Source organism: Cupriavidus oxalaticus (assembly GCF_016894385.1).
Classification (GTDB): Bacteria; Pseudomonadota; Gammaproteobacteria; order Burkholderiales; family Burkholderiaceae; genus Cupriavidus; species Cupriavidus oxalaticus.
In genome coordinates this window covers 1,054,901-1,078,734 of record NZ_CP069812.1, presented here as the reverse complement: position 1 = coordinate 1,078,734, position 23,834 = coordinate 1,054,901, and the positions used below count along the sequence as shown (strand labels likewise).

The following is a 23,834-nucleotide window of genomic DNA, read 5'->3' as shown; positions in this document are numbered from 1 at the left end:
CTTGCCGTGCCCCGGATGCGGCTCAGCCGCCGCCAGCGCTGCGCAGCGGCCGCCGCGCCAGCCACCACTCCTGCAACACCCAGCACAGCAGTCCGGCCACCGCGCCGGCTGCGTGCGCGGCGCGCACCACGCCGAACCCCCATGACGGGTCAAAGATCACCGGCGCCAGCCACGATTGTTCCAGCCACACCTTGGCCAGCACACCCAGGCTCAGCAGCACGCCGAGCACGCGCGACAGCCCGGGCGCGCGCAACAGGCTGAGCCCGCCCCATAGCGCCAGCCCGTGCAAGGCGCCGGACAAGCCGCCATACCAGCCGACCGATGGCACGCGCAGCAGCGCCACCTGCACGGCAAGGCCGCAAGCCAGCAGCACCAGCAGCATAGCGGGCGCCCGCGCCGTGCGCCCGGCCAGCGCCAGCAGGCCCGCGGCCGCCAGTGCGTTGGCCAGCCAGTGCATCGCGTCCAGGTGCACCCACATGGCGGTCGCCAGCCGCCACCACTGGCCGTCGAGGCGCACCGCATCGCGCAGGTAGAGCCCGTGGGCGTGCCACCACGGCAGGAAAGTGAAGCAGGCCGACAGCGCCCAGACCAGCGCGATCGCCGCCAGCAGTCCCGGCCACGAGGCCCCGGCGGGACGGCTCGGGGCCACCGCGGCCTCAGTCCTCACCGAATACGGCCTGCCACAGCGTGCGCACCTGCGCCGTCTGCGCGGCAACCGATTCCGCCGCCAGGCGCGCCTGCGCCTGGCCGTCGAGCCGCAACTGGTGCTGGCGCGCGCGGAACAGCCGGTAGGCGTCGCCCACCGCCACGGCCAGCGCAGCATCGATCAGCCCGAGTTCGCCGGCCTCGCGCAGCAGCGCGATATTGCCGGCATTACGCGTCAGCTGCGGATGCGCGCGGCTGTGCAGCAGCACCAGGTACTGCACCGTGAACTCGATGTCGACCATGCCGCCGCGGTCGTGCTTGAGGTCGAACAGGGTGGTGGGGTTGGGATGGCCCTCGGCGACCTTGCGGCGCATCTGCACGATCTCGTCGCGCAGCACCGCGGCATCGCGCTCCTGGCGCAGCACCTCGTCGCGCAGCGCCTCGAAGCGCTCGCCGATGGCTGCGTCGCCGGCACAGAAGCGCGCGCGCGTGAGCGCCTGGTGTTCCCAGACCCATGCGGTGTTGTCGCCCTCGCGCAGCTGGTAGCGGCGGAAGGCGTCGAAGCTGGTGACCAGCAGGCCGGCCGCGCCGTTGGGGCGCAGCCGCGTATCGACGTCGAACAGCGCGCCGGCCGCGGTATGGCTGGTGAGCCAGGTGATCAGCCGGCGCGCGAAGGCGGCGTAGACATCGGGCGCGCGCTCGTGCTCGTCGTCATACAGGAAGATGATGTCGAGGTCCGAGGCATAGCCCAGCTCCTTGCCGCCGAGCCGGCCGTAGGCGATCACCGCGAAGCGCGGCGTGTCGCGATGGCGCGTGGCGAGCTGGCGCCACACCGTCTGCAGCGTGGCATCGAGCATGGCGTCGGCCAGGTCGGACAGGCGGTCGGCAACCTGCTCCACCGTCAGCATGCCGTGCAGGTCCTGCAGCAGCACGCGGAAGGTCTCGGCATGATGCTCGCGGCGCAGGATGTCCATCTGGTGCTCGACCTGCCCTTCGGCGGCCAGCAGCCGCTCGTGCAGGCGCTTGCGGAACGCGGCCCAGTCGGGCGCGCCGGCCAGCGCATCGCTGTCGAGCAGTTCGTCGAGCAGTTGCGGATGGCGCGTCAGGTAGGCCGCGGCCCAGCGCGAGGCGTGCAGCGTCTGCGCGACACGGTCCATCGCCTGCGGGTACTCGGACAGCAGCGACAGGTAGGAGGCGCGCCGGCTGATGGCCTCGAGGAAGTCGATAAAGCGCGCGATGGTGCTGTCGGCATCGCCCTGGCGCGCGGCCAGGTCGAGCGCGCGGTTCACCAGCTGGTCGAAGCGGGCACGGCTGGATTCGGACAGCGCGCGGTAGCGCAGCGACGACGCGGTCGCGCGCAGCCGGTCGAGCAGGCCGGTGCAGTCGGTGAAGCCGGCTGCCTGCAGGCGCCGGCACGGCGTGGCATCGTCGTCACACCCTCCCTGGCCGCCCTGCCCGCCCTGTGCCTGCGCGGCGGCCTCCTGCTGCGGGTTGTCCTGCGCGCGCGCGGCGTTGTCGTCGAGCACGATGTCGGGCCACAGGGCTTCGCAGGACGCGGCGTCGGGATCCGAGAAGGTGGCCTCGAACTGCTGCGCCACCGGCTCCTGCAGCGCCGCCAGCCGCGCCAGCAGCTCGTTCCAGCTGGCGCAGCCCATCATCCGCGCCACCGCCAGCTGCTCGTCTGCCGAGGTCGGCAGGTGGTGGGTCTGGGCGTCGTCGCGGTACTGCAGGCGGTGCTCCAGCTGGCGCAGGAAGCGGTAGGCGTCGCCCAGCTGTCCGGCCTGGCCGGCAGGCAGCAGGCCGCGCCCGACCGCCACGCCGAGCACTTCGAGCGTCGGCCGCACGCGCAGCTCGGGATCCTGGCCGCCGCGGATCAGCTGGAACACCTGCGCCATGAATTCGATCTCGCGGATACCGCCGCGGCCGAGCTTGATATTGAACGAGCGCTGGCTGCCGATATTCATGCCGTGGCCCGCGAGCCCGCCGCTGCGCTTGGCGGCCTCGCTGCGGATCTGCGCATGCAGCGAGCGGATCGCCGCGATCACGCCGTAGTCCAGGTAGCGGCGGAACACGAACGGCGTGGTCAGGCGCGCCAGCAGGCCGGCGGTGCGCTGCGCGTGCGGCGTGTCGAGCGCCGACACCACGCGGCCCTTGATCCAGGCGTAGCGCTCCCACTCGCGCCCCTGCACCACCAGGTATTCCTCCAGCATGCCCAGGCTGCACGCCAGCGGGCCGGCGTCGCCATTGGGCCGCAGCCGCATGTCGACGCGGAACACGTAGCCGTCGGCGGTCACCTCGGCAAGCAGGTTGATCAGGCGGCGGCCGAGGCGGATGAAATACTCGTGGTTGGACAGGCTGCGCGTACCGCCCTGCGTGTCGCCGTCTTCGTCATACAGGAAGATCAGGTCGATGTCGGACGAGACGTTCAGCTCGCGCCCGCCGAGCTTGCCCATGCCGACCACCACCAGCTCCTGCACCTCGCCGCTCTGCTCCCCGACCGGGCGGCCGAAAGTGGTGGCGAGATCAGCGCCCAGCACCGCCAGGCCATGCTGGATCGCCAGTTCGGCCAGGTCGGTCATGGCGCCGGTGATTTCGCCCAGCGGGGCCAGGCCGCGCAGGTCACGCTCGATCACCGCGCACATGACTTCGGCGCGCAGCCGGCGCAACGTGCGCCTGGTGGCTTCCTCGGCATCGGCCGAGGGTTCGTGCAGCGCCTGCAGCCGCGCCTCCATCCACGCGCGCGTCAGCGGCTGTCCGGCCGCCGCCGCGATCACCGCGGGCAGTTCGGGGCGGGCCTGCAGCACCCGCCGCGCGTAGTGGGAATACGCCGCCGAGTACAATATGTGGCCGCCTGCGTGGCCGCCATGGTCGGCCGCCTGCAGACCCTGCGGCAACGACTGCGCCGCGGTGACGGCAAAGGCGCCGGCGGTCATGGTCCCGGGGCCCTCGCCAGCGGCAAGCGCCGCCGCCGGAGCCGCCAGGTCAGCCGGTGCCGGTGTGGCGCCCGCGCCATGTTGATCGGGGGGATCGCCAGCGGCGGAACTCGTCGGGTCGGAGGCAGTCATTCCAGTAACTTGAAATGCGAAAAAAGGGGCGGCCGAAAAGGTGCCGCCGGTATCTGGCTGCCAGAACGGGGCGCCAGAACGGGCGCCAGAACGGGCGTGCCCGGGCCATGCTGCCCCGGTTCGCGCCGCGCGCGGTGCGCGTCTTCCTGTTGTAGCCAGCCGGGCACCAGATTGGAGAGCGGCTAGTATTGTCGGATAATCTGCGCATGTCCAGCCGCGCCTCACAACCCGCTGACGGTTCTCCCCCCACTGGCGGCGCGGGCGGGCATGTGGCCGCCGCTACGCCGCCAACGCCGGCCAACGACACCGTCAAAAGCCCAGCCAGCCACGCCTCGAACAATCCCTCGAACAATCCCGCGAACAACCCCGCTTCGCCATCACCCGCTCATTCCTTGGCTGCTCCAGGTATCGATTCCCCTGCCCTGCCGCGCCCCGCGCAGGGCCTGGCGCGTTTGCGCGGCCTTGCCGGCGCCGGCGCGCGCGCGGCCGTTGGCGTGGTGCGCCACCCGTTGTGGCGCGGCCTGGGACGCGCGCTGGTACGGCTGGCGCTGGTGCTCGGCGTGCTGGCGCTGGTGGCGGGCCTGCTGATCCGCTTCGTGCTATGGCCGCAGGCATCAACCGCGCGCCAATGGCTGGAGGAGCGCGGCTCGGTCGCGCTGTCGGCACAGGTGACCATCGGCGCGCTCGATACCTACTGGGATGGCTGGCACCCCGCCTTCCGCGCCCGCGACCTGCGCGCCCTGGACGATGGCAAGCGCGTGCTGCTGTCGACCGCCACGCTCGACGGCAAGCTGTCGTGGCGCTCGCTGTTCAGCATGAACCTGCAGTTCGTCAGCCTGGGCGCCACCGGCACCGACATCCTGGTGCGCCGCACGCCCGAGGGCAAGCTGCTGGTCGGCGGCATGCCGGTCGATGCCACCGGCGGCCAGCAGGAAGACGACCGCTTCCTGGGCTGGCTGATGTCGCAGGGCCGCGTGTCGCTGTCCGACGGCAGGCTGCGCTGGCTCGACGAGAAGGCCGGCCTGCCGCAGCTCGATATCGGCGAAATCCGCCTCGACACCCGCCGCAACGGCTCGCGCCATGCGGTGACGCTGGAAGCGCGCTCGCCGGCACTGGGCCCGCGCCCACTGGTGGTCAAGTCCAGCTTCCAGAACGATTACCTGCACAGCGCCGGCAACTGGCGCTACTGGAGCGGCCAGGCCAGCTGGGACGTGGCCCAGCTGGAGTTGCCGGTGCTGCAGCGCTACCTGGCCATGGTCGAGGGCGTGGCCAGCGGTACCTTCAGCACCGACGGCAGCATCGAGTTCCGCCAGGGCCGCATCGTGCGCAGCCAGACCCGGCTGCGCGCCAGCAGCGTCGACCTGCAGCTGGCCGGCGCCGCTGCCCCGCTGCGGCTGGCCAATGCGCAGGCCTTCCTGCTGCACCGGACCGAACGCGACGGCAGCAACCTGCTCACCGTCGACACGCTGCTGTGGCAGACCGCCGACGGCAAGGCGGCGCCCGCCGACGGCAACTGGCGCGAAGGCATGCGCAAGGTCGAGCTCGGCTGGGCTTATGCGAAGGACGGCAGCCTGCGCAAGCTCACGCTGAAGGCGCCCACGCTGGACCTGAACACGGTGCGCGCGCTGGCCAGCTCGATGCCGCTGGAGACCGCGGTGCTGCGCCGGCTGCGCACGCTGCAGCCGGCCGGCCACATCGACAACCTCAACGTCAGCTGGAGCCGCGAGCGCGCCGGCATGCTCGACCGCAGCGGCGGCCAGCCCCACTACAGCGTGCAGGGCACGCTGCGCGACGTCTCGGTCAACGGCCAGCCGGCGGTACCGGCCCTGGATGCCAGGGGCCGTCCGCGGCTGGGCACGCCCGGTTTCTCGCGCCTGTCGGGCACGTTCTCGTTCGACGACCAGCAAGGCAATGCGCGCTTCGAAGGCAATGGCGCGTCGCTGGCGGTGCCCGGGCTGTTCGAGGAGCCGCGCGTGCCGTTCGACCAGATCGGCGGCGACGTGCGCTGGCACCACGCCGGCGGCAAGCTGGTGGTGACGCTGGACGGCATCCGCTTTGCCAATGCGGATGCCGCGGGCTCCGTGCGCGGCACCTGGCGCGCCGGCGGCGACGGCACCTCCGGCATCGCCGACCTGAGCGGCGAGATGACCCGCGCCCAGGTCGCGCGCGTGCCGCGCTACCTGCCGCTGACCATCCCGGCGGGCACCCGGCATTACCTGGCGGGCGCGCTGATGCGTGGCGACGCAGCCGGCGTCAGCTTCCTGCTCAAGGGCGACCTGGAGCATTTCCCGTTCCACGCGCCGTTCGAGAAGGCGGGCGAGTTCCGCGTCGACGTGCCGATCGAGCGCGTCAGCTACCAGATCGCGCCGCACGAGACTGGCGCGGGCGGCGCGCCGCTGTGGCCGGCGTTCACCGACATCGCCGGGCAGGTCACGTTCGACCGCGGCGGCATGACCTTCCTGGCACGGCGCGCGACGGTGCATGACATCCCGGGCGTGGCGCTGCAGGATGTCAGCGGCAGCATCGACGACCTCAGCGAACATGGCCGCCTCGCCATCGATGGCGGCGCCAGCGGGCCGGTGCAGGGCTTCCTGCGCTATATCGCCGCTTCGCCGGTGCGCGAATGGACCGCGCGCGTGGCCGACGCGGCGCGCGCGCAGGGCAACGGCGAGCTCAGGCTCAAGCTCGACATGCCGCTTGAGCACGCCAACGCGGCCAGGGTGGAGGGACGTTTCCGCTTCCCCGGCAACGACGTCGTGCTCGGCCCGCAGCTGCCGGCATTCGGCAACGCCAGCGGGGACATCACGTTCAACGAGCACGGGTTCGGGCTGGAGAACCTGCGCGCGCGCTTCCTGGGCGGCGAAGTGAAGCTCGGCGGCGGCACCCAGCCCGAAGGGGGCACGCGCGTCACCGCAAGCGGCACCGTCTCCGCCGCAGGCCTGCGCGAGGCCGCGGCAGGCTCGGCGCTGGCGCCGCTGGCGGCCAGGCTGGAAGGCAGCACCGGCTACAGCACCGTGATCGCGATGCGCGAACACGAGCTGCAGGTGCAGCTGAATTCCTCGCTCAACGGCATGGCGATCGGCTTGCCGGCACCGCTGGCCAAGGCGGCGCCGCACGACCTGCCGCTGCGCGTCGAGCTGCGCCCGGCGCCCGGCCGCGCCGGCGTCGACGAACTTGCGCTGCAGCTGGGCAGCGCCCTTAACGCACGCTACCTGTTGCGCCGCGACCAGAACGGCGGCAATGCCATCGAAGTCGTTGCCGGCGGCATCGGCGTGCAGCAGGCGGCGCCGGCGCCGGTGGCCGGCGTCAGCGCCGCGGCGACCTTCGACCGGCTCGACATCGACGCCTGGCGCGCCGCCCTCGCCGGCCCGACGGCTGCGGGCGATGGTACGCGCCCCTCGTCCTTCCTGCCGGGCCGCATTGCACTGCGCGCCGGCACGCTCCATGGCATGGGCCGCACGCTCGATGACGTGGCGCTCGACGCCACGCGCAACGCCGACGGCTGGAACGCCAGGATCGAGTCGCGCCAGATCGCCGGCGCCGTGCAGTGGCAGCCGGCCCCTGCCGGTGCCGGTGCCGGTGCCGGTGCCAGCGCCACGGGCGCGCTGCAACTGCGCCTGTCGCGCCTGAACGTGCCCGATGCCAGCGACGAGCGCAACGTGGTCGACGCCCTCGCCAGCAGCATCGACGAACTGCCCGCCATCGACCTGGTCGCCGAGCAGTTCGTGCTGCGCGGCCACGACTTCGGCAGGCTGGAAGTGAAGGCGCATACCGGCACCAGCGGCACCGACCCGGTCTGGACCCTGGACCAGCTGAAGATCGAGCAGCCCGATGCCACGCTGACCGGCCACGGCAGCTGGCGCGTGCCGCGCCGGCTGCGCGCCGACGGCAATGCCGAGCGCCGCACCCTGTTGTCGTTCGTCATCGACATCGGCGACGCCGGCGCCACGCTGAACCGGCTGGGGCTGCCGCACACGCTGCGCGACGGCAAGGGCAAGCTGGAAGGCCGCGTGGCCTGGCGCGGCTCGCCGCTGTCGATCGACTACCCGACGCTGTCCGGCAAGCTGTCGCTCGACCTGGAGAACGGCCAGATCCTGAGCGTCGAGCCGGGCGCGGCGCGGCTGCTGGGCGTGCTCAGCCTGCAGGGGCTGCTGCGCTTTGCCACGCTGGACTTCCGCAGCCTGTCGGGCCGCGGACTGCTGTTCGACCGCATTTCCGGCGCCGGCACGATCGAGAACGGCGTCGGCACCATCCAGGATTTCGAACTCAGGAGCCCGCAGATCATGGCCAGCATGAGCGGCACCGCCAACCTGCTGCGCGAGACCCAGGACCTGCGCGTGGAGGTGGTGCCGCGCATCAATGCCACCTCGACCTCAGTGGCGGCCGCCTTTGTCAACCCGGTGCTGGGCATCGGCACGCTCGCGGCGCAACTGCTGTTTGCCGACGAGTTCTCCAAGGTGTTCACCCAGCACTACCGCATCACCGGCAGCTGGGCCAACCCGCAGATCGGCAAAGTGGAGGAGAATAATACGCAAGCCCCCCGCTTCCAGAACCGCGCCGAGCCCGCGCTCCCGCACTGAAGCCGCTGCCGTCCGAGAGAGATCAAGAGAGTCCAAAGAGGAAACCAACGCCCATGACCGCCCCCGCCCCGTTCCGCGTGGCCGCCGTGCAGACCGTTACCGGCACTTCGCTCGATGCCAACCTGGCGCGCGCCGAGGCGCTGATCGCCGAGGCCGCCGCCGGCGGCGCGCAGCTGGTGCTGCTGCCCGAGTACTTCTGCATGATGGGCCGCTCCGAAGCGGACAAGGTGGCCGTGCGCGAGCACGACGGCGATGGCCCGGTGCAGCAGTTCCTGGCCGGCGCCGCGCGCCGCCACGGCATCTGGCTGGTGGGCGGCACGCTGCCGATGTGGTGCGACGACCCGGCGCGCGTGTACAACACCTCGCTCGCCTTCGACCCGCGCGGCGAGCGCGTGGCGCGCTACGACAAGATCCACCTGTTCGGCTTCACGCGCGGAGCCGAAAGCTATGACGAATCGCGCACCATCCTGGCCGGCCGCACCCCGGTCAGCTTCGACGCGCCGTGCGGCCGCGTGGCCATGTCGGTGTGCTACGACCTGCGCTTTCCCGAGCTGTACCGCGGCCTGGCGTCCGGCGCCGGCACCAGCCTGATCCTGATGCCGGCCGCCTTCACCTACACCACGGGCCAGGCGCACTGGGAAATCCTGCTGCGCGCCCGCGCGATCGAAAACCAGTGTTATGTGCTGGCCGCCGCACAGGGTGGCAAGCATGAGAACGGACGCCGCACCTGGGGCCATTCGATGCTGGTCGACCCGTGGGGCGAAGTGCTGGCCATGCTGCCCGAAGGCGAAGGCGTGGTGGCCGGCACCATCGACCCGGCGCGGCTGGAAGAAGTCAGGCAAAACCTGCCGGCACTGCGACACCGGGTGCTGTAGCATGTACGCAACCGCGGGGCCGCATGTATGTGGTCGCATGTAGTCGCATGCGGCGCCCGCACCAGGCATTTCACGCTACCGGCAAGCTCCATGAACTGCCGGGGCGGCAAACAGAAGAAAGGACATCTCATGAACGCCGGCGATCTCGGAATCCGCAACCTGGCCACCGCGCAGCAACTGCTGCTGGCGCCGTACGGCCTGGACGAGGCCAAGCTGCAGCGCGTGCTGGCCGATATCTTCACGCACAAGGTCGACTATGCCGACCTGTACTTCCAGTACACCCGCAACGAGGCGTGGAGCCTGGAAGAAGGCATCGTCAAGTCGGGCAGCTTCAGCATCGACCAGGGCGTGGGCGTGCGCGCCGTATCGGGCGACAAGACCGCCTTTGCCTATTCGGACGACATCAGCCTGGCCGCGCTGTCGCAGGCGGCAGCCGCCACCCGCACCATCGGCCGCGCCGGCAACGGCCGCGTCAAGGTGGCGGGCGAACTGGCCTCGCACGCCGGCCGCAGCCTGTATGCACCCAACGACCCGCTGGATTCGATGAGCGCCGCCGAAAAGGTGGCACTGCTGGAACGCATCGAACGCATGGCGCGCGCCAAGGACCCGCGCGTGGTGCAGGTGATGGCCGGCCTGGCCGGCGAATACGACGTGGTGCTGGTGGCGCGCAGCGACGGCGTGATCGCCGCCGACGTGCGGCCGCTGGTGCGCGTGTCGGTGACGGTGATCGCCGAGCAGGGCGGGCGCCGCGAGATCGGCTCGTCGGGCGGCGGCGGCCGCTATGCCTACGGGTACTTCTCCGACGACCTGTTGCAGAAGTACGTGGACGAAGCCGTGTCGTCGGCGCTGGTCAACCTGGACGCCCGCCCCGCCCCGGCCGGCGCGATGACCGTCGTGCTGGGCCCGGGCTGGCCCGGCGTGCTGCTGCATGAGGCCGTCGGCCATGGGCTGGAAGGCGACTTCAACCGCAAGGGCTCATCGGCTTTCGCCGGCCGCATGGGCGAGCGCGTCGCGGCCAGGGGCGTGACCGTGGTCGACGACGGCACGCTGGCCAACCGCCGCGGCTCGCTCAACCTGGATGACGAAGGCAACCCGACCCAGTGCACCACGCTGATCGAGGACGGCATCCTGCGCGGCTATATCCAGGACACGCTCAACGCGCGCCTGATGAAGATGCCGGTCACCGGCAACGCGCGCCGCGAAAGCTATGCCGCGCTGCCGATGCCGCGCATGACCAACACCTACATGCTCAACGGCGACAAGGATCCGCAGGAAATCATCGCCAGCGTCAAGCGGGGCCTGTATGCGGTCAACTTCGGCGGCGGCCAGGTCGACATCACCAACGGCAAGTTCGTGTTCTCGGCGAGCGAGGCGTACATGATCGAGGACGGCAAGATCACGTACCCGGTCAAGGGCGCGACGCTGGTCGGCAACGGCCCGGAATCGCTGAAGGACGTGACCATGATCGGCAACGACATGCGCCTGGATTCGGGCGTTGGCGTGTGCGGCAAGGAAGGCCAGAGCGTGCCGGTGGGCGTGGGCCAGCCGACGCTGCGCATTGAAAACATGACGGTGGGCGGCACGGCCTGACGGTACGCCGCCTCAAGGAAACGGGACCCGCGGGTCCCGTTTTTCATGGCGCTTCCGGTGCGAGGGGCCGCGCCTCGTACACCAGGTTGAACGGTGTCTGCGCCGCCCTGCGGAAGCTGCCGAAGCCCGCCTGCTCGGCCACGCCCCGCAGGCGTGCCTCGCCTGCCTGCGCGCCCAGGCACAACCCCACTTCCTGCGAACGCGACGCCGGCGTGCAAATGAAGGTCGACGCGGAATAGAACACGCGCCCCACCGGGTTGAGGTTGTCTTCCAGCTTGTCGTTGGCAAACGGCTCGACGATCAGCCACGCGCCGTCCGGCCGCAGCGTCTCGCGCACGTGCCGCGCCGCGCCGACCGGATCGCCCATGTCGTGCAGGCAGTCGAACACCGCCACCAGGTCGTAGTCCTGGCCGGCATAGTCCTTCGCGCTGGCCACTTCGAAGCGCACGCGATCACCCACCCCCGCGCGCCGCGCGGCCTCGGTGGCATGGCGTACCGACGGCTCGTGGTAGTCGAAGCCGACGAAGCGCGAGGCCGGATAGGCCTGCGCCATGATGATGGTCGACGCGCCATGGCCGCAGCCGACGTCGGCCACGCTGGCACCGTCCTTGAGCCGCGCCTCGATGCCGTCGAGCGCGGGGATCCATTCCGAGACCAGGTGCGCGGCATAGCCCGGCCGGAAAAAGCGTTCGGTGCCGTGGAACAGCGCCGGGTCGTGTTCATGCCAGCCCAGCCCGCGCCCGTTGCGGAAGATATCGATCATCCTGGGAATGGCGCGGAACTGCGCCACGGCAATCTGGAACGCGCCGGGAATGAACGCCGGGCTGCCCTCTTGCGCCAGCGCCAGGGCCTGTTCTTCGTTCAGGCTGAACTCCGCGCTGTCGGGATCGTAGTCGACGTAGCCGCTGGCGGCCTGGGCCGACAGCCATTCGCGCAGGTAGCGCACGTCGGTACGGGTCTTTTGCGCCAGCACATCGGCGGTCATCGGCTTTTCCGCCATGGCCTTGTACAGGCCCAGTTCATCGCCGACCACCACCGTGGCCGCGTGCATCACCGCGCCGATATCGTGGACGAATTTCTCCATGAAGGCATTCAGCCTCGCTTCGTCGACGCTCATCATGCACCTCCCCGTGCGCTCCCTCCCGTTCAATATAGGCGGCGGCCTTGGCCGATACAGCAGGAAATGGCGCACGGCGACACGCTCTCGCGCGGTGTCGCGGACACTTGCCAACCTTGTCAAAAGGCGCTATAAAGATGCTTCGTCGCGCCGCAGGCAACCAAGGCGCCTCGAAGTTTTGCCGACTGGCGCGCAATTTCCTGCCTTTGCTTTACGCAGTGCAGCATAAATCCGGCGCCTATCCACAAAATCGAATCAAGCTGACCCCAGCCAACATCCTTTTCCGCCATGTCCGCTAAGTTTTACTTTTACTTCTTTAGCGATCTCACACCGCTGGCGGATAGGGAGGGACGGCTGTAAGCGCCCCGAATACAAAAGAAACCGCCAGCGACCCTGGCGGTTTTTTTATATCCAATTGCTTCCCCACTCTCACGACCTCACAAGAATCCCGGAGCCATCATGCTGAAGAACACCGACGACCTGCGCATTCGCGAACTCAAGGAGCTGCTGCCGCCGGCGCACCTGATCCGCGAATTTGGCTGCTCAGAAGCGGCTTCGGACGTGATCTACGGCGCGCGCCAGGCCATGCACCGCATCCTGCACGGCATGGATGACCGGCTCATCGTCATCATCGGCCCGTGTTCGATCCATGACACCCGCGCCGCGCTGGAATACGCCAAGCTGCTCAAGGTGCAGCGCGACCGCTTCGCCAATGAGCTGGAAGTGGTGATGCGCGTCTACTTCGAGAAGCCGCGCACCACGGTGGGCTGGAAGGGCCTGATCAACGACCCGCACATGGACGGCAGCTTCAAGATCAACGACGGCCTGCGCACCGCGCGCGAGCTGCTGCTGAACATCAGCGAGATGGGCGTGCCGACCGGCACCGAGTACCTCGACATGATCAGCCCGCAATACATCGCCGACCTGGTCAGCTGGGGCGCGATCGGCGCGCGCACCACCGAGTCGCAGGTGCACCGCGAGCTGGCCTCGGGACTGTCGTGCCCGGTGGGTTTCAAGAACGGCACCGACGGCAACGTCAAGATCGCCGTGGACGCGATCAAGGCCGCGTCACAGCCGCACCATTTCCTGTCGGTGACCAAGGGCGGCCACTCGGCGATCGTGTCAACCTCGGGCAACGAGGACTGCCACGTCATCCTGCGCGGCGGCAAGGCGCCCAACTACGATGCCGCCAGCGTGCAGGAAGCGTGCGACGCCATCGCCAAGGCCGGGCTGGCCTCGCGCCTGATGATCGATGCCTCGCATGCCAACAGCAGCAAGAAGCATGAGAACCAGATCCCGGTGTGCGAAGACATCGGCGGCCAGATCGCCGGCGGCGACCAGCGCATCATCGGCGTGATGGTCGAATCGCACCTGGTGGCGGGCCGCCAGGACCACGTGCAAGGCACGCCGGTGGAGAACCTGACCTACGGCCAGTCGGTCACCGATGCTTGCATCGGCTGGGATGAGTCGGTCAAGGTGCTGGAAGGCCTGGCGGAATCGGTGCGCCAGCGCCGCCTGGTGCCGGGCAGCGGCAACTGAACCCCCAATCGCGCGCGCCTAGCGTGACAGCCATTACATCCGGCTGTCGTGCATGGCGCCGCCGCTGAGGTCCGCCAGTTCCGGCGTCACCTCGGCGTAGCGCAGCAGCCTGCCGCCATGGCGGGCGATAAAGGCGCTGGCATCGCTTTCGGCCCGGAAGCTCGCCAGTGTCGGCCCCATCGATCCGTGGCGCCCGCTGCCGGCGACATACACGCCGGTGGTGGCATCGAACCAGTGGCCGCGCGGCCGTTCCCAGTCAGCCCGCGCCATGTCCTGCACGAACACCGCGCGCACCGGCCGGACCTGCTCGGGCCGCAGCAGCGCGTGGAACATTTCCACCGTGTCGCAAAACCACTGCGGGCGCGCCTCGCCGGCGTAGAAGATCTGCGCCTTGGGGCCGGGATAGTCGGCCAGCAGCATGCCATCCAGCACGCAGGCGGTGGCGGATTCGATTTCCTGCGGCTGCGCGGCGCCTTCCGGCTTCTTGCCGCAGGCGGCAACGAGGACCGTGGCGCCGGCCATGGCAAGCATCAGGCGGCGGCGACGCAACGAGGATGGGGAACACATCAGCGGAATCTCCTGGCAGCAAGGACCAGCGGCACGGCGATCCACGCCAGCAGCGCCGCGCCGGTGGGCCAGGGGCTGGCCAGCGCTGGCGGCACGATGCTGGCAACGCCGCCGGCGCTGCGCAACTGGTCGAGTGAAAAGGCATTGACGATGCGGAACAGGTCCGCGGGGTTGAGCAGCAGCAGCCACGCGATCCAGTCGGTGCCGGACGCGCTGGCGCCGCCCTCTCCGGCGCCGGCGACCAGCAGGCCGAGCAGCAGCAGGTCGAACACCAGCACGAAAAAGAACCACAGGCCGATCGCCAGGCCCGATGCCTGCGCGCGGTCGCGCGACAGCACCGACAGCCACAGCGCCAGGCTCAGGAACGCCAGGCCCAGCAGCCCGGCGCTGGCGACAAAGCCGAGGTAGTGGTACAGGCCCGGCCAGCCGAACTGGCGCGCCAGCAGCACCGCCATCAACGCAAAGCCGCCGGCGGTGGCCAGCAGCAATGCGGCGGCCAGCCCGAGGTACTTGCCCAGCAGCAGCTCGCCGCGCGTCAATGGCAACGACAGCAGCAGGTCCAGCGAGCCGCGCTCGCGCTCGCCCACCACGGCATCGAAGCCGAGCAGCAGCGCGATCATCGGCACCAGGTAGATCACCAGGCTCGCCAGGCTGGTGATGACGAACTCCAGCGAGCGCGGTCCGAGCACACCCTGCTCGGCGCCGCCGAAATAGCCGATCGCCACCGACAGCGCGGTGAAGACGACCGCCACGGCCAGCACCCAGCGGTTGCGCATGCGGTCGCGGAATTCCTTGGCGGCGATCGCTGCCACCTGCCTTGCATCGATGCGCGCGCTCATGCTTGCCCCCGCATGCCGAGGAACAGGTCTTCGAGCGAGGGCTCGCGGATCTGCAGGTCACGCAGGCGGCCTGCAAGCGGCTGCAATGCGGCGAGCACCGGCATCTTGGCGGCAACGGGACAACGCACGGTCAGTTCATCCGGCTCCCCTTCCACCACTTCGATCATGCCGTACGCTTGCGTGCGCAACAGGCGCAGCGCGTGCTCGCGCGCACCCGGTTCGAGGCGCAGCAGCAGCGTCAGCGGCAGCCCCGCCTGCGCGCGCAGCGCCTCCAGGCTGCCGGTGGCCTGCAAGCGGCCGGCGGCAAGAATGGCAAAGCGGTCGATGCGCTGCTGCAGTTCGGCCAGGATGTGCGAGGTGATGACGATGGTCACGCCGCGCTCGCGCAGCGCATTGAGCATCCGGTAGAAATCGCGGATCGCGGCAGGGTCCAGCCCATTGGTCGGCTCGTCGAGGAACAGCACGCGCGGCGCGCCGAGCAGCGCCTGCGCGAAGCCGAGCCGCTGGCGCATGCCTTTCGAATACTCGCGCACCGGGCGCGCGGCGGCGGCGGACAGGCCGACCTGGTCGAGCATCGGCGCACAGGCATCCGCGTGCGCGCCCTTCAGGCGCGCGAAGAAGCGCAGCGTTTCCAGCCCGCTCAGGTTGTCATACAGCACCAGATGCTCGGGCAGGTAGCCGATGCCGCGGCGCGCGGCGCGAAAGGCGCGGCTGCCCACGTCGGCACCGGCGACGCGCAAGGTGCCATGCGTGGGCGGCAACAGCCCCAGCATCATCCTGAACAGCGTGCTCTTGCCCGCGCCGTTGTGCCCGATCAGCCCGAGCAGTTCGCCCTGTCCTACGCTGAGGCTGACATCGTCGACGGCGCGCAGCGCGCCGAAATGCCGGCTGACGCCGGCCAGCACGATGGCGTCGTGCATATCAATGATCGCTGGCCTGAGCATTCCAGTCCCTCCAGTTGGCGCGCACCGGCCGCATCCGCGGATAGGCATCGACCACGCCCGGCGCCCGGATCACCGGGAACTGCCGTCCCGCCAGCCGCAGCGCCTGCAGCGCCGGACTGCCCAGCAGCAGCGTCACCCCGGGGTAGCGCCAGCCGAGCCGGTCGACGAGGTCATTGGCCTGGTACGCCACGTCGCCCACGCCATCGCCGTCGCGGTCCCAGCCCAGGTAGTTGCTCCAGTAGTTGCCCTGCCCGCGCCCGCCCCACGGCTCGTCGCGCGCGCCCACGTAGCGCACCGGCTCGCGGTTGCCGATGAAATCGTTGCCCTGCACCACGTTGCGCGTCGAGCCGGCCGACAGATGCACGCCGGTCGCATTGCCCAGCACCAGGTTGCCGCGCAGCGTCACGTACTCGACGTCGTAGATAAAGAAGCCGCGCTGGTTGCCGGCGACCACATTGCCTTCGATCACCGAGTCCTGCAGCGTGCGCAGCATGATGCCGTGGTCGGCATTGCCCCAGGTGCGGTTGTTGCGCACGACCTGGTCGCGCACTTCCATCAGCGCCAGCCCGCCGCGGTTGCGGTAGCTGTCGTTGCCTTCCCACAGGTTGTGGTACGAGTTCATGTAATGGGTGCCGTAGCGGCTGTGGTGCAGCCGGTTGCCGCGAAAGATGGCGTGATGCGAGACATCGACATAAAGCGCGTCGCGCACGAAGCCGATGTTGTTGTCGAGGATGCGTGCGCCGCGCGTGTTGTAGAGCTGCACGCCGTTGCCGCGCTGCGCCGAGTTGTAGTCGCGCTTGCCGGTGATGGTGTTGCGCTCGATGCGGACATCGTCGGCCTTCTCGATCCACAGCCCGAACAGGTTGTAGGTCAGGTCGCAATCGCGCACCACCGCGCGGTGCGCGCCGGGGCGGATATAGATGCCGGCGTTCTGGTCCTTCAAGCTGTCGCCGGAGTCGCGCACGATCAAGCCTTCGATGGTCACGTCCGGCGCCGTGATGCGCAGCGTATCGCCGCGCAGCGCGCCGCTGAGCGTGGGCCGCGCGATGCCGCGCAGCACCAGCGGCTTGTCGACGGCGAAGTTGCCGGTGTAGTGGCCGCGCGCGATCTCGATGGTGTCGCCTGGGCCGGCGGCATCGATCGCCGCCTGCAGCGACTGGCCGGGCTGCACGCGCCAGGTCGCAGCCTGCGCGCAGCTTATCCATAGGAGCGCGATACCGAGCAGCAGCTTCATGCGGCCAGCATCCCCATCGCCTTCAGCGCCAGGAACAGCACCGCACCGATCAGCAGGTTCTTGAAGCCGACATAGCTGAGCATGTCCATCACGGTGGCGCGCCGGTAGCGGCCGCGCCACCACGGGCCATCCTTGACGTAGCGCTTGCCGGACAGGCGGATCAGCACTTCATAGAGGCTCCAGCCCAGCCACCAGCCGATCACCGCGCCGGCGCGCATCTGTCCGCTGGCCGCCAGTGCCCACGCAACGGTTGCGGCCAGCGCCACCGCGAGCCCCGCCAGTTGCAGTGCGGCGGCGGTGCGCCAGCCCTGCCCGCTCCATGGACACAAGTGGTCCCACAACTCGGCGACCCAGCGCGCGGCGCCGTCCGTTGCCGCGTATGGCGGCGCCACCGGGTCGGTCGGCATGCGCGGATCGGGGCCCGACGGCTGCGCCGCCTGGGCTCGCAACGGCACCGGCGCCGGCACCAGCGGGATGAAATACCCGTTGCGTCCCACCGGTGTCAGCGGCAGCCCGTCCCGCTCGCGCCGCTTGCGCTCGCGCGCCAGCGGCGGGCAGCCGCGCGTGTCGGTATAGAGCACCATGCAGTCGAGGCAATGCAGGCATTCGCGATGGTCGATGCGGCCAGCGGCATCGATCGCCTGTGCGCCGCAGCCGACCGCGCACGCCTTGCAGTGGTTGCAGTCGGGCTTGCGCCGCAGGCCAAACCAGCGGAACGTGCTCGGCATCGCCAATGCTGCGCCAAGCGGGCACAGGTACTTGCAGTAGGGCCGTTCGATAAACAGCGACAGTCCCAGCAACGTGCACGCGAACAACCCGTAGGGCCACGCGCGGTTCGGGATGCCGACCAGGAAGGTCGTCTTGAACGGCTCGATCTCTGCCAGCATCTCGGCCAGCCCCATCGAAAACACCGACACCGCCAACAGCCCGAAGAACACGCCGTACTTGACCCACTTGAGCCGGTCATGCCAGCGACGCGGCAGTTGCCGCTGCCATCGCTTCAGCCCCAGGAAACGGCCCAGCTTGTAGATCGCCTCGGACAGCGAGCCGAACGGGCACAGCCAGCCGCAGAACAGCCCCCGCCCGAACAGAAACACGGTGAGGATGATAAAGATCCAGAAGCAGAAGATAAACGGATCGCTGAGGAACAACGCCCAGTCCCAGCGCAGCAGCAGCGCGTGGAACCACGTCAGCACCTGCGTGATCGACGGCTGCGCCATCGCCCCGAAGCCGACAAAGACGATGCTGAGCGCCCACGCCGTGTACTTGAACGCATTGACCGGCCATTTGTTCTTGTGCGTGGCGCGCCGCGTCAGGCGGTCGCGCAGTGCGTAGACCAGCGTGACTGCGCCCAGCAGCGCGATAAACAACGCGATGGCGGTGGCCTGCTTGCGCCAGACCTTGCGCCACGGCGCCTCGGGTTCGTCGATATGCGGCCGGCCGCCCTGCAGCATCGCTGCCGGCAACCAGTACGGCGCATCGAAGCTGGCGAAGCTGCGCGTGCCGGTGGCACGGTCGACGCGGTTGCCGAGGAATGACAGCTTCCACGGATAGGCCGCGGAAAACGCCGGCGACCGGATCACGAAGATCGCCGACTCGGTCACCGCCGGCGCTCCCTGCGCCGCGACGCCGTAGAGATTGAGGTAGTCCAGGTCGCGGAAGGTGAACGCGTCGGCGCCCTGGCGCACTTGCACGCGATCATAGATGCCGCCACGCACGAAGCCCGAACCCTTGAACGACTCCGCCCCCGCGGTGCGGATCACGAAGATGGCATGCTCGCCGGGCTTCAGCTGCGCGCGCAGCCCCTGCCAGCCGGCATCGCCCAGCACGCTGCGGCCGATGTCGGGATGGTTGAGGTCGCCAAACCAGAGTTCGACAAAGGGCTCGCCGCTGCCGGGCAGCCCGACCTGCGCCGGCTGCACGAGCAGCCGCTGCACCAGTCCGCCGGCCACCAGCTGCTGCCAGCCATATTGTTTTCCGCTTTCGGCGAACCGCGCCGGTGCCCGCTGTGTCGGCGCCAGGATGCCGACCTGCCGCGCCACCGCCGAGCCCGAGGTGGTCAGCACCTGGTTCTGCGCGATCACTGTCACGGTGGCGCCGGAAATCGCATCGACGCCGACCACGCCCTCGTCCGGCCGCGACTGGCCGACCTCGATCTTGTCTGCCACCGACTTGCCGACGTACTGCCGGTTGAAATCGAGCAGCGCCGATTCCGGGATGCCCAGCAGCAGGATCGGCTCGGAATGCTTCAGCACCTTGACGCCCGTGTACTGTCCCCGCGCGTCCATGCCGATCAGCGTCACCACCGGCTTGCCGGAATACGCCGGCGTATCGGTGATATCGGTGGACAGCATCACATATCCGAGCAGCTCGCGCTTGCCGTCCGCGCCGGTGCGATAGCCCTCTACGTAGGGCGGTTGTCCCTTGCGGGTAGAGAAACTGGTCGCGCCGGGCAGCACCTCCGTGCAAGGCACCATTGCACACAGGTCGGCGGAAGTGGACAGCGCCGGCGGCAAGGCCGCCTCGTATGCGCCGGCGTGTGCCGGCACGGCAAAGCCAAGCGCCAGCAGGCACGCGACGAAGCACACCGCAAGCCGATCGAGAAATGCGTGGATCATGGAATTGGGGGCAAGTGAACGACCGGCGCAGCGGCAGGCGCCGCGCCAGGTCATCCACGCATGCCGTCTCAGGCCTCGACGATCATGCGGCTGCGCATCTCAAGATGCAGCGCGTGGCAGAAGTGGGTGCAGTAGCACCAGAACACGCCCGGCTTGTCGGCAACAAAAGTCACCGACGCGGTTTCGAGCGGATTGACGATGAAGTTGATGTTGTACCTGGGGATGGCAAACCCGTGCGTCAGGTCTTCGATCTTGTCCAGGTTGGTCAGGATCAGCGTGACCTCGTCGCCCTTCTTCAGCTTGATCTCGCGCAGCGAGAACACCGGCGCCTGCGACGTGATCTTCACCGTCACCTTCTTGCCGTTGCGGAACACGCCCGACTGCTGCGGATCCTTCACCGCCAGCGGGAAGTCATCCAGCGCATAGACCTGCTTCGGCCGCAGCAGCTCGCGGCGGAAGATGATGAAGTCGTGCGGTTCGCTGTGCACCGGGTGGTCCGCCAGCAGCACCATCTTGTCGCCCGAGATGTCGATCAGCTGCTCGTTCTCGGCATGCAGCGGCCCCACCGGCAGGAAGCGGTCCTTGGAGAACTTGCAGCCCACTGCCAGGAACTTGCCGTCGGCGGCGATCGTCTCGGACTGGGAGGCGTTCAGGTGGCCGGGCTGGTACTGCACGTCGAGCCGGTCGACCACGTACTTGGCGTTCTTGTCGCCCTTGTGGAAGCGGATCGCCGCATCGAGATTCCACTTGACGATCTGGCTGTCGAGGAACAGCGTGGTGTAGGCGTTGCCACGTCCGTCGAAGGCGGTATGCAGCGGCCCCAGGCCCAGCTCGACCTCGGCGACGATGGCGTCGTCGGGCGTCTCCAGCTTGCCGTCGAACCAGTCCAGCACCTTGGCCAGTTCGATCACGGTGCCGGTCGGCGACAACTTGCCGGCGCAGACAAAGTACTTCTGGTCCGGGCTGGCATTGACGCCGTGCGGGTTCTTCGGCACAGAAACGTAGGTGGTCAGCGCGGTCTTCGGGTCGGCGTTGGCCGCGTGCGTGCCGTCGACCACCGGCACCTTCGAGTCGCCGATGGTCTTGAACTTCCCATCCTTGATCGCGGCCTCGATGCGGGCGATGTTGAAGAACAGGCAGGCATCGCGTTCGGCCGACATCATGTCTTCATAGCGCGCGCCCATCTCGACGTTGTACTGGTTGGTGGCGGCCAGCTTGCCGTCGTACGAGGTGGCGACCAGGTCGCAGTTGCCGTCGATCAGCACCTGCCAGCGCACCGCCATCGTCTGCGCATCGACACAGGTGAACAGCGAGCGGTACTTGCCGGCGTCCTCGGTCGGCGTATTGGGCAGCGGCAGGGCGAACTCCGCGCCGCAGAACACGCGCGTGGTGTAGTTGATGTTCGCGTCGACGGGATCGCGCTTGTCCGGGAAGATGCCGTGGAAGCCCTGCACGTTGGGCAGGTCGGTGATCTTGTCGCAGACGAAATAGTCGAGCCGGATGCGCGCCAGCCGCGCGTTGATCTTGTCGTTGATCCACGCGTAGCGGCCATCGTAGTTGCCGTCCTTGTACGAGGCATGCACATGGTGCGTGTCGCCGACGTTGTACAGCACGTTGCCGTCGGGGCGCGTGCCCATCACGCGCTTGGATTCATTGGTGATGCCCCAGCCCGTCAGCGCATCGGGCACGAAGCACGGAATGCGGTGCAGCTCGCGCCCCGAGGGCAGGCCCAGCACGCGCACGTCGCCCGCATGGCCGCCGCTCCACAGGCCGTAGTAGGTATCCAGCTCGCCCGGCTTCAGGTGCACCGACGCACCGGCATGCGCGCTGCCCTGTGCTGCCTGGGCAGCGCTTGCGGGGGTGGTCGCGGCGGGTGCCCCGCCCTTGTCCGTGCACGCCGCCACGCCGGCCAGCCCGGCCAGCGCCGCGGTATTGATAAAGCGCCTTCGTCCCGGTGCCGCCGGTGCATCGGTGTGTGCCAGTGGGTCTTGGGAATGCCTCGTCATCTTCGATCCTCGAACCGTCATTGCAAAGGGCGGAGTGCTCCGCCGGCTCTCTTCGTTGTGTGGGTGGCCTGATGTTGCCGGTTACAGATAGTCGAAGCAGTTGGCGTCAGCGAGGTTGACGGTCGTCATGGATTTCTTAAATATTCATTTTTGATGCATGTTTTTTACGAAGGCTGAACGGAGAATGGCGACACCACACCGTCAACGACTAATGCGGCATGCGCCGCCCACCCTGTCATGCGCGCCAAGACCCTGCCGGCAACGCTGTCTTCCTCCTCTCGTATCGACGCCATGCGGCGCAACGTGCTGCGCGCCGCCGCGGCCAGCGTGCCGATGCTTGCCACCGCCATGTTCGTCAGGCCGGCGCTGGCCGATGCCACGGTCACGCGCGCCTCACGGCGCCTGCTGGGCACGCAGGTCGATATCGTGGTGCAGGACAGTTCTTACCTGGCTGCAAGGTCCGGCATCGCCGCCGCCCTTGCCGAGATGGCGCGCCTGGAGCAATTGATGTCGCGCTACCGGCCGGACAGCCAGGTCAGCGCCCTGCAGCGCGCAGCGGGCCGGCAGCCGGTGCCGGTCGCACCGGAACTGATGGCAGTGCTGCAAGCCGCTGCAGCGCTGTCGGCGCGCACCGGTGGCGCGTTCGACATCACCGTCGGCGCCTTCGCCGGCTGGCACTTCGGTGAAGACAACGCGCGCGTGCCGGCTGCCGCCGAGCTGGCACGCGAACGGACGCTGGTGGACTACCGGCAGGTCATGCTCGACGAACGCCGCGGCGAAGCGATGCTGCTGCGCCCCGGCATGCGCCTGGACCTGGGCGGCATCGCCAAGCTGCCGATCCTGCAGGCGGGCATGCAGGCGCTGCGCAGGCACGGATTGCGCCATGCCATGATCAACGGCGGCGGCGATGTGCTGGCGAGCGGCCAGCTGCAAGGGCGCGACTGGCGCGTGGGCGTGCGCGACCCGCGCGCACCGGCGCGGCTGCTGGGCGTATTGGAGATATCCGATGCCGTGGTGGCCTCATCGGGCGACTATGAGCGCTGCTTCGTCGCCAACGGCAGGCGCTACCACCACGTGCTCGACCCTGCCACCGGCATGCCGGCGGCGGGTCCGCGTGGCGTAACGCTGGTGGCTTCACAGGCCGCGGCGGTCAACGGCCTGGGCGCCGCGTTGATGGTCGCGGGCCAGTCCGCCGCGGCCGGACTGCTGCACAGTGCGATCGGCGTCGACGCGCTGGTCGTGGGCGACACCGAGCCCTGGGCCACGGCAGGGATGCGCCGCCGGCTGGCAAGTGTGGGGGCGTAGACGCTGGCGCGCTGCGCACCGCCAAATGAAAAGGCCGCCCGTACCAAGGCGGCCTTTCCCTCTGCGACGGCGCGGCAAACACCGCGCCAGGGCTTACTTCTTCAGCACCAGGTCGCCCGGCAGCGACTCGATATACGCAGCCATATCCTTCAGCTCCTTGCGCGTGAACGGACGCGGCTTGCCGTCCTTGTCGGTCACCGCCGGATTGGCGTTGACCTGGCCGGCCATGATCGCATTGGAGCGGCCCACCAGCGCGTTGCCCGACACCTGGTACGACATCATCGCGTGGTACAGGTAGTCGGCATGCTGGCCGGCCAGCTTGGGATAGTCGGGCGAGATCGGCTTGTTCATCCCCTCGCCGTGGCAGGCCACGCAGGCACCCTTCTGCACCAGCGCCTTGCCGTTGGCGAGGTCGGCGGCCGAAGCCGGCAGTGCGGCGGCACCCAGCACGAGGGCGCCGAGCGCGATCGAAAGCGTCTTGAGCGTATTCATGGTGGGTCTCTTACTTCAGGGAGTTGTTCCGGGTACTCGCCGTCTGCTGCGAGTAGTAGGCGGCCACGTCGGCGATATCCTGCTCGGTCAGCGTGGCGGCGATGCTGCGCATGGTCGGGTGCTTGCGTTCGCCTTTCTGGTACGCCTTCAGCGCATTTTCGATGTACTTGGCGCTCTGGCCACCCAGCAGCGGCACTTCATAGATCTCGGGGAACGACGCACGGTAGCCCGGAATGCCGTGGCATCCGATGCACATTGCAACCTTGTCCTTGGCAGCGTCTCCATTGCCCTTGACTTCCTGTGCCTGCGTGGCCATTGCAGCCGCGCCCAGCACCACCATCGTGAGGAGCTTTTTCATTGTCTTTGCGGATTGGAAATTAAACCGTGCGTGACCTGCCCTGCCGGGGCGGAGACGGTT

At 68.9% G+C, this 23,834-nt stretch carries 17 protein-coding genes; 6 read left to right on the top strand and 11 right to left on the bottom strand.

Annotated elements, in window-relative coordinates; all coding sequences use genetic code 11:
* Nucleotides 1–22: 22 nt before the first annotated feature.
* Nucleotides 23–667, bottom strand: coding sequence for a rhombosortase (gene rrtA, locus JTE92_RS17285; RefSeq protein WP_063238382.1), 645 nt, complete (start codon nt 665–667; stop codon nt 23–25).
* The gene (gene glnE / locus JTE92_RS17280) at nt 657–3,578 is read right to left on the bottom strand and encodes a bifunctional [glutamate--ammonia ligase]-adenylyl-L-tyrosine phosphorylase/[glutamate--ammonia-ligase] adenylyltransferase (protein WP_459539741.1); all 2,922 of its coding nucleotides are present in this window, start codon (nt 3,576–3,578) and stop codon (nt 657–659) included. Before glnE ends, rrtA begins: the two co-directional genes overlap by 11 nt.
* A gap of 338 nt (nt 3,579–3,916) precedes the next feature.
* On the opposite strand from glnE, the gene JTE92_RS17275 reads away from it, so the two are divergent.
* The 3 genes from JTE92_RS17275 (at nt 3,917) to tldD (ending at nt 10,755) form a co-directional block, all read left to right on the top strand.
* A complete protein-coding gene (locus JTE92_RS17275; RefSeq protein WP_232353238.1) occupies nt 3,917–8,290 on the top strand; it encodes a YhdP family protein in 4,374 nt (1,457 codons plus the stop codon).
* A gap of 53 nt (nt 8,291–8,343) precedes the next feature.
* Nucleotides 8,344–9,165: a carbon-nitrogen hydrolase family protein gene (locus tag JTE92_RS17270; RefSeq protein ID WP_063238380.1), complete on the top strand. Its 822-nt coding sequence runs from the start codon at nt 8,344–8,346 to the stop codon at nt 9,163–9,165.
* Between the two features lie 129 nt (nt 9,166–9,294).
* The gene (gene tldD, locus JTE92_RS17265; protein ID WP_063238379.1) at nt 9,295–10,755 is read left to right on the top strand and encodes a metalloprotease TldD; all 1,461 of its coding nucleotides are present in this window, start codon (nt 9,295–9,297) and stop codon (nt 10,753–10,755) included.
* A gap of 43 nt (nt 10,756–10,798) precedes the next feature.
* On the opposite strand, the gene JTE92_RS17260 is transcribed toward tldD, so the two are convergent.
* On the bottom strand, nt 10,799–11,872 hold the full coding sequence (locus JTE92_RS17260) for a class I SAM-dependent methyltransferase (protein WP_063238693.1): 1,074 nt from the start codon (nt 11,870–11,872) through the stop codon (nt 10,799–10,801).
* Nucleotides 11,873–12,009: 137 nt separating this feature from the next.
* Here JTE92_RS17260 and JTE92_RS17255 point away from each other — a divergent pair, with 137 nt between their 5' ends.
* Both JTE92_RS17255 and aroG read left to right on the top strand, forming a co-directional pair.
* Nucleotides 12,010–12,171, top strand: coding sequence for a hypothetical protein (locus JTE92_RS17255; RefSeq protein WP_157096919.1), 162 nt, complete (start codon nt 12,010–12,012; stop codon nt 12,169–12,171).
* A gap of 160 nt (nt 12,172–12,331) precedes the next feature.
* A complete protein-coding gene (aroG, locus tag JTE92_RS17250) occupies nt 12,332–13,411 on the top strand; it encodes a 3-deoxy-7-phosphoheptulonate synthase AroG (protein ID WP_063238378.1) in 1,080 nt (359 codons plus the stop codon).
* Nucleotides 13,412–13,444: 33 nt separating this feature from the next.
* On the opposite strand, the gene JTE92_RS17245 is transcribed toward aroG, so the two are convergent.
* The 6 genes from JTE92_RS17245 to nosZ all read right to left on the bottom strand — a co-directional run bounded on the left by JTE92_RS17245 (nt 13,445) and on the right by nosZ (nt 21,619).
* The gene (locus JTE92_RS17245) at nt 13,445–13,978 is read right to left on the bottom strand and encodes a nitrous oxide reductase accessory protein NosL (protein ID WP_063238377.1); all 534 of its coding nucleotides are present in this window, start codon (nt 13,976–13,978) and stop codon (nt 13,445–13,447) included.
* Nucleotides 13,978–14,817, bottom strand: a complete 840-nt coding sequence (locus JTE92_RS17240) for an ABC transporter permease (protein WP_174544851.1) — start codon at nt 14,815–14,817, stop codon at nt 13,978–13,980. Before JTE92_RS17240 ends, JTE92_RS17245 begins: the two co-directional genes overlap by 1 nt.
* Entirely contained in the window at nt 14,814–15,761 is a 948-nt protein-coding gene (locus JTE92_RS17235; protein ID WP_063238376.1) for an ABC transporter ATP-binding protein, read from the bottom strand. Before JTE92_RS17235 ends, JTE92_RS17240 begins: the two co-directional genes overlap by 4 nt.
* Entirely contained in the window at nt 15,739–16,995 is a 1,257-nt protein-coding gene (locus tag JTE92_RS17230; protein WP_063238375.1) for a nitrous oxide reductase family maturation protein NosD, read from the bottom strand. The genes JTE92_RS17235 and JTE92_RS17230 overlap by 23 nt, the downstream gene beginning before the upstream one ends.
* Nucleotides 16,992–19,613 carry a NosR/NirI family protein gene (locus tag JTE92_RS17225; RefSeq protein WP_063238691.1) on the bottom strand — a complete coding sequence of 874 codons (2,622 nt, stop codon included), beginning with the start codon at nt 19,611–19,613 and terminating at the stop codon, nt 16,992–16,994. The genes JTE92_RS17230 and JTE92_RS17225 overlap by 4 nt, the downstream gene beginning before the upstream one ends.
* Before the next feature lie 68 nt (nt 19,614–19,681).
* Nucleotides 19,682–21,619: a TAT-dependent nitrous-oxide reductase gene (gene nosZ, locus JTE92_RS17220; RefSeq protein WP_063238374.1), complete on the bottom strand. Its 1,938-nt coding sequence runs from the start codon at nt 21,617–21,619 to the stop codon at nt 19,682–19,684.
* Nucleotides 21,620–21,910: 291 nt separating this feature from the next.
* Between nosZ and JTE92_RS17215 the strand changes: the two genes are divergently transcribed.
* Nucleotides 21,911–22,924 carry an FAD:protein FMN transferase gene (locus tag JTE92_RS17215; protein ID WP_063238373.1) on the top strand — a complete coding sequence of 338 codons (1,014 nt, stop codon included), beginning with the start codon at nt 21,911–21,913 and terminating at the stop codon, nt 22,922–22,924.
* Nucleotides 22,925–23,017: 93 nt separating this feature from the next.
* Here the strand turns inward: JTE92_RS17215 and JTE92_RS17210 are convergent, their stop codons facing one another.
* Together JTE92_RS17210 and JTE92_RS17205 are read right to left on the bottom strand one after the other, a co-directional pair.
* Entirely contained in the window at nt 23,018–23,416 is a 399-nt protein-coding gene (locus JTE92_RS17210) for a c-type cytochrome (protein ID WP_063238372.1), read from the bottom strand.
* A 10-nt stretch (nt 23,417–23,426) separates the two neighbouring features.
* A complete protein-coding gene (locus tag JTE92_RS17205; protein ID WP_063238371.1) occupies nt 23,427–23,774 on the bottom strand; it encodes a c-type cytochrome in 348 nt (115 codons plus the stop codon).
* Nucleotides 23,775–23,834: the final 60 nt, after the last annotated feature.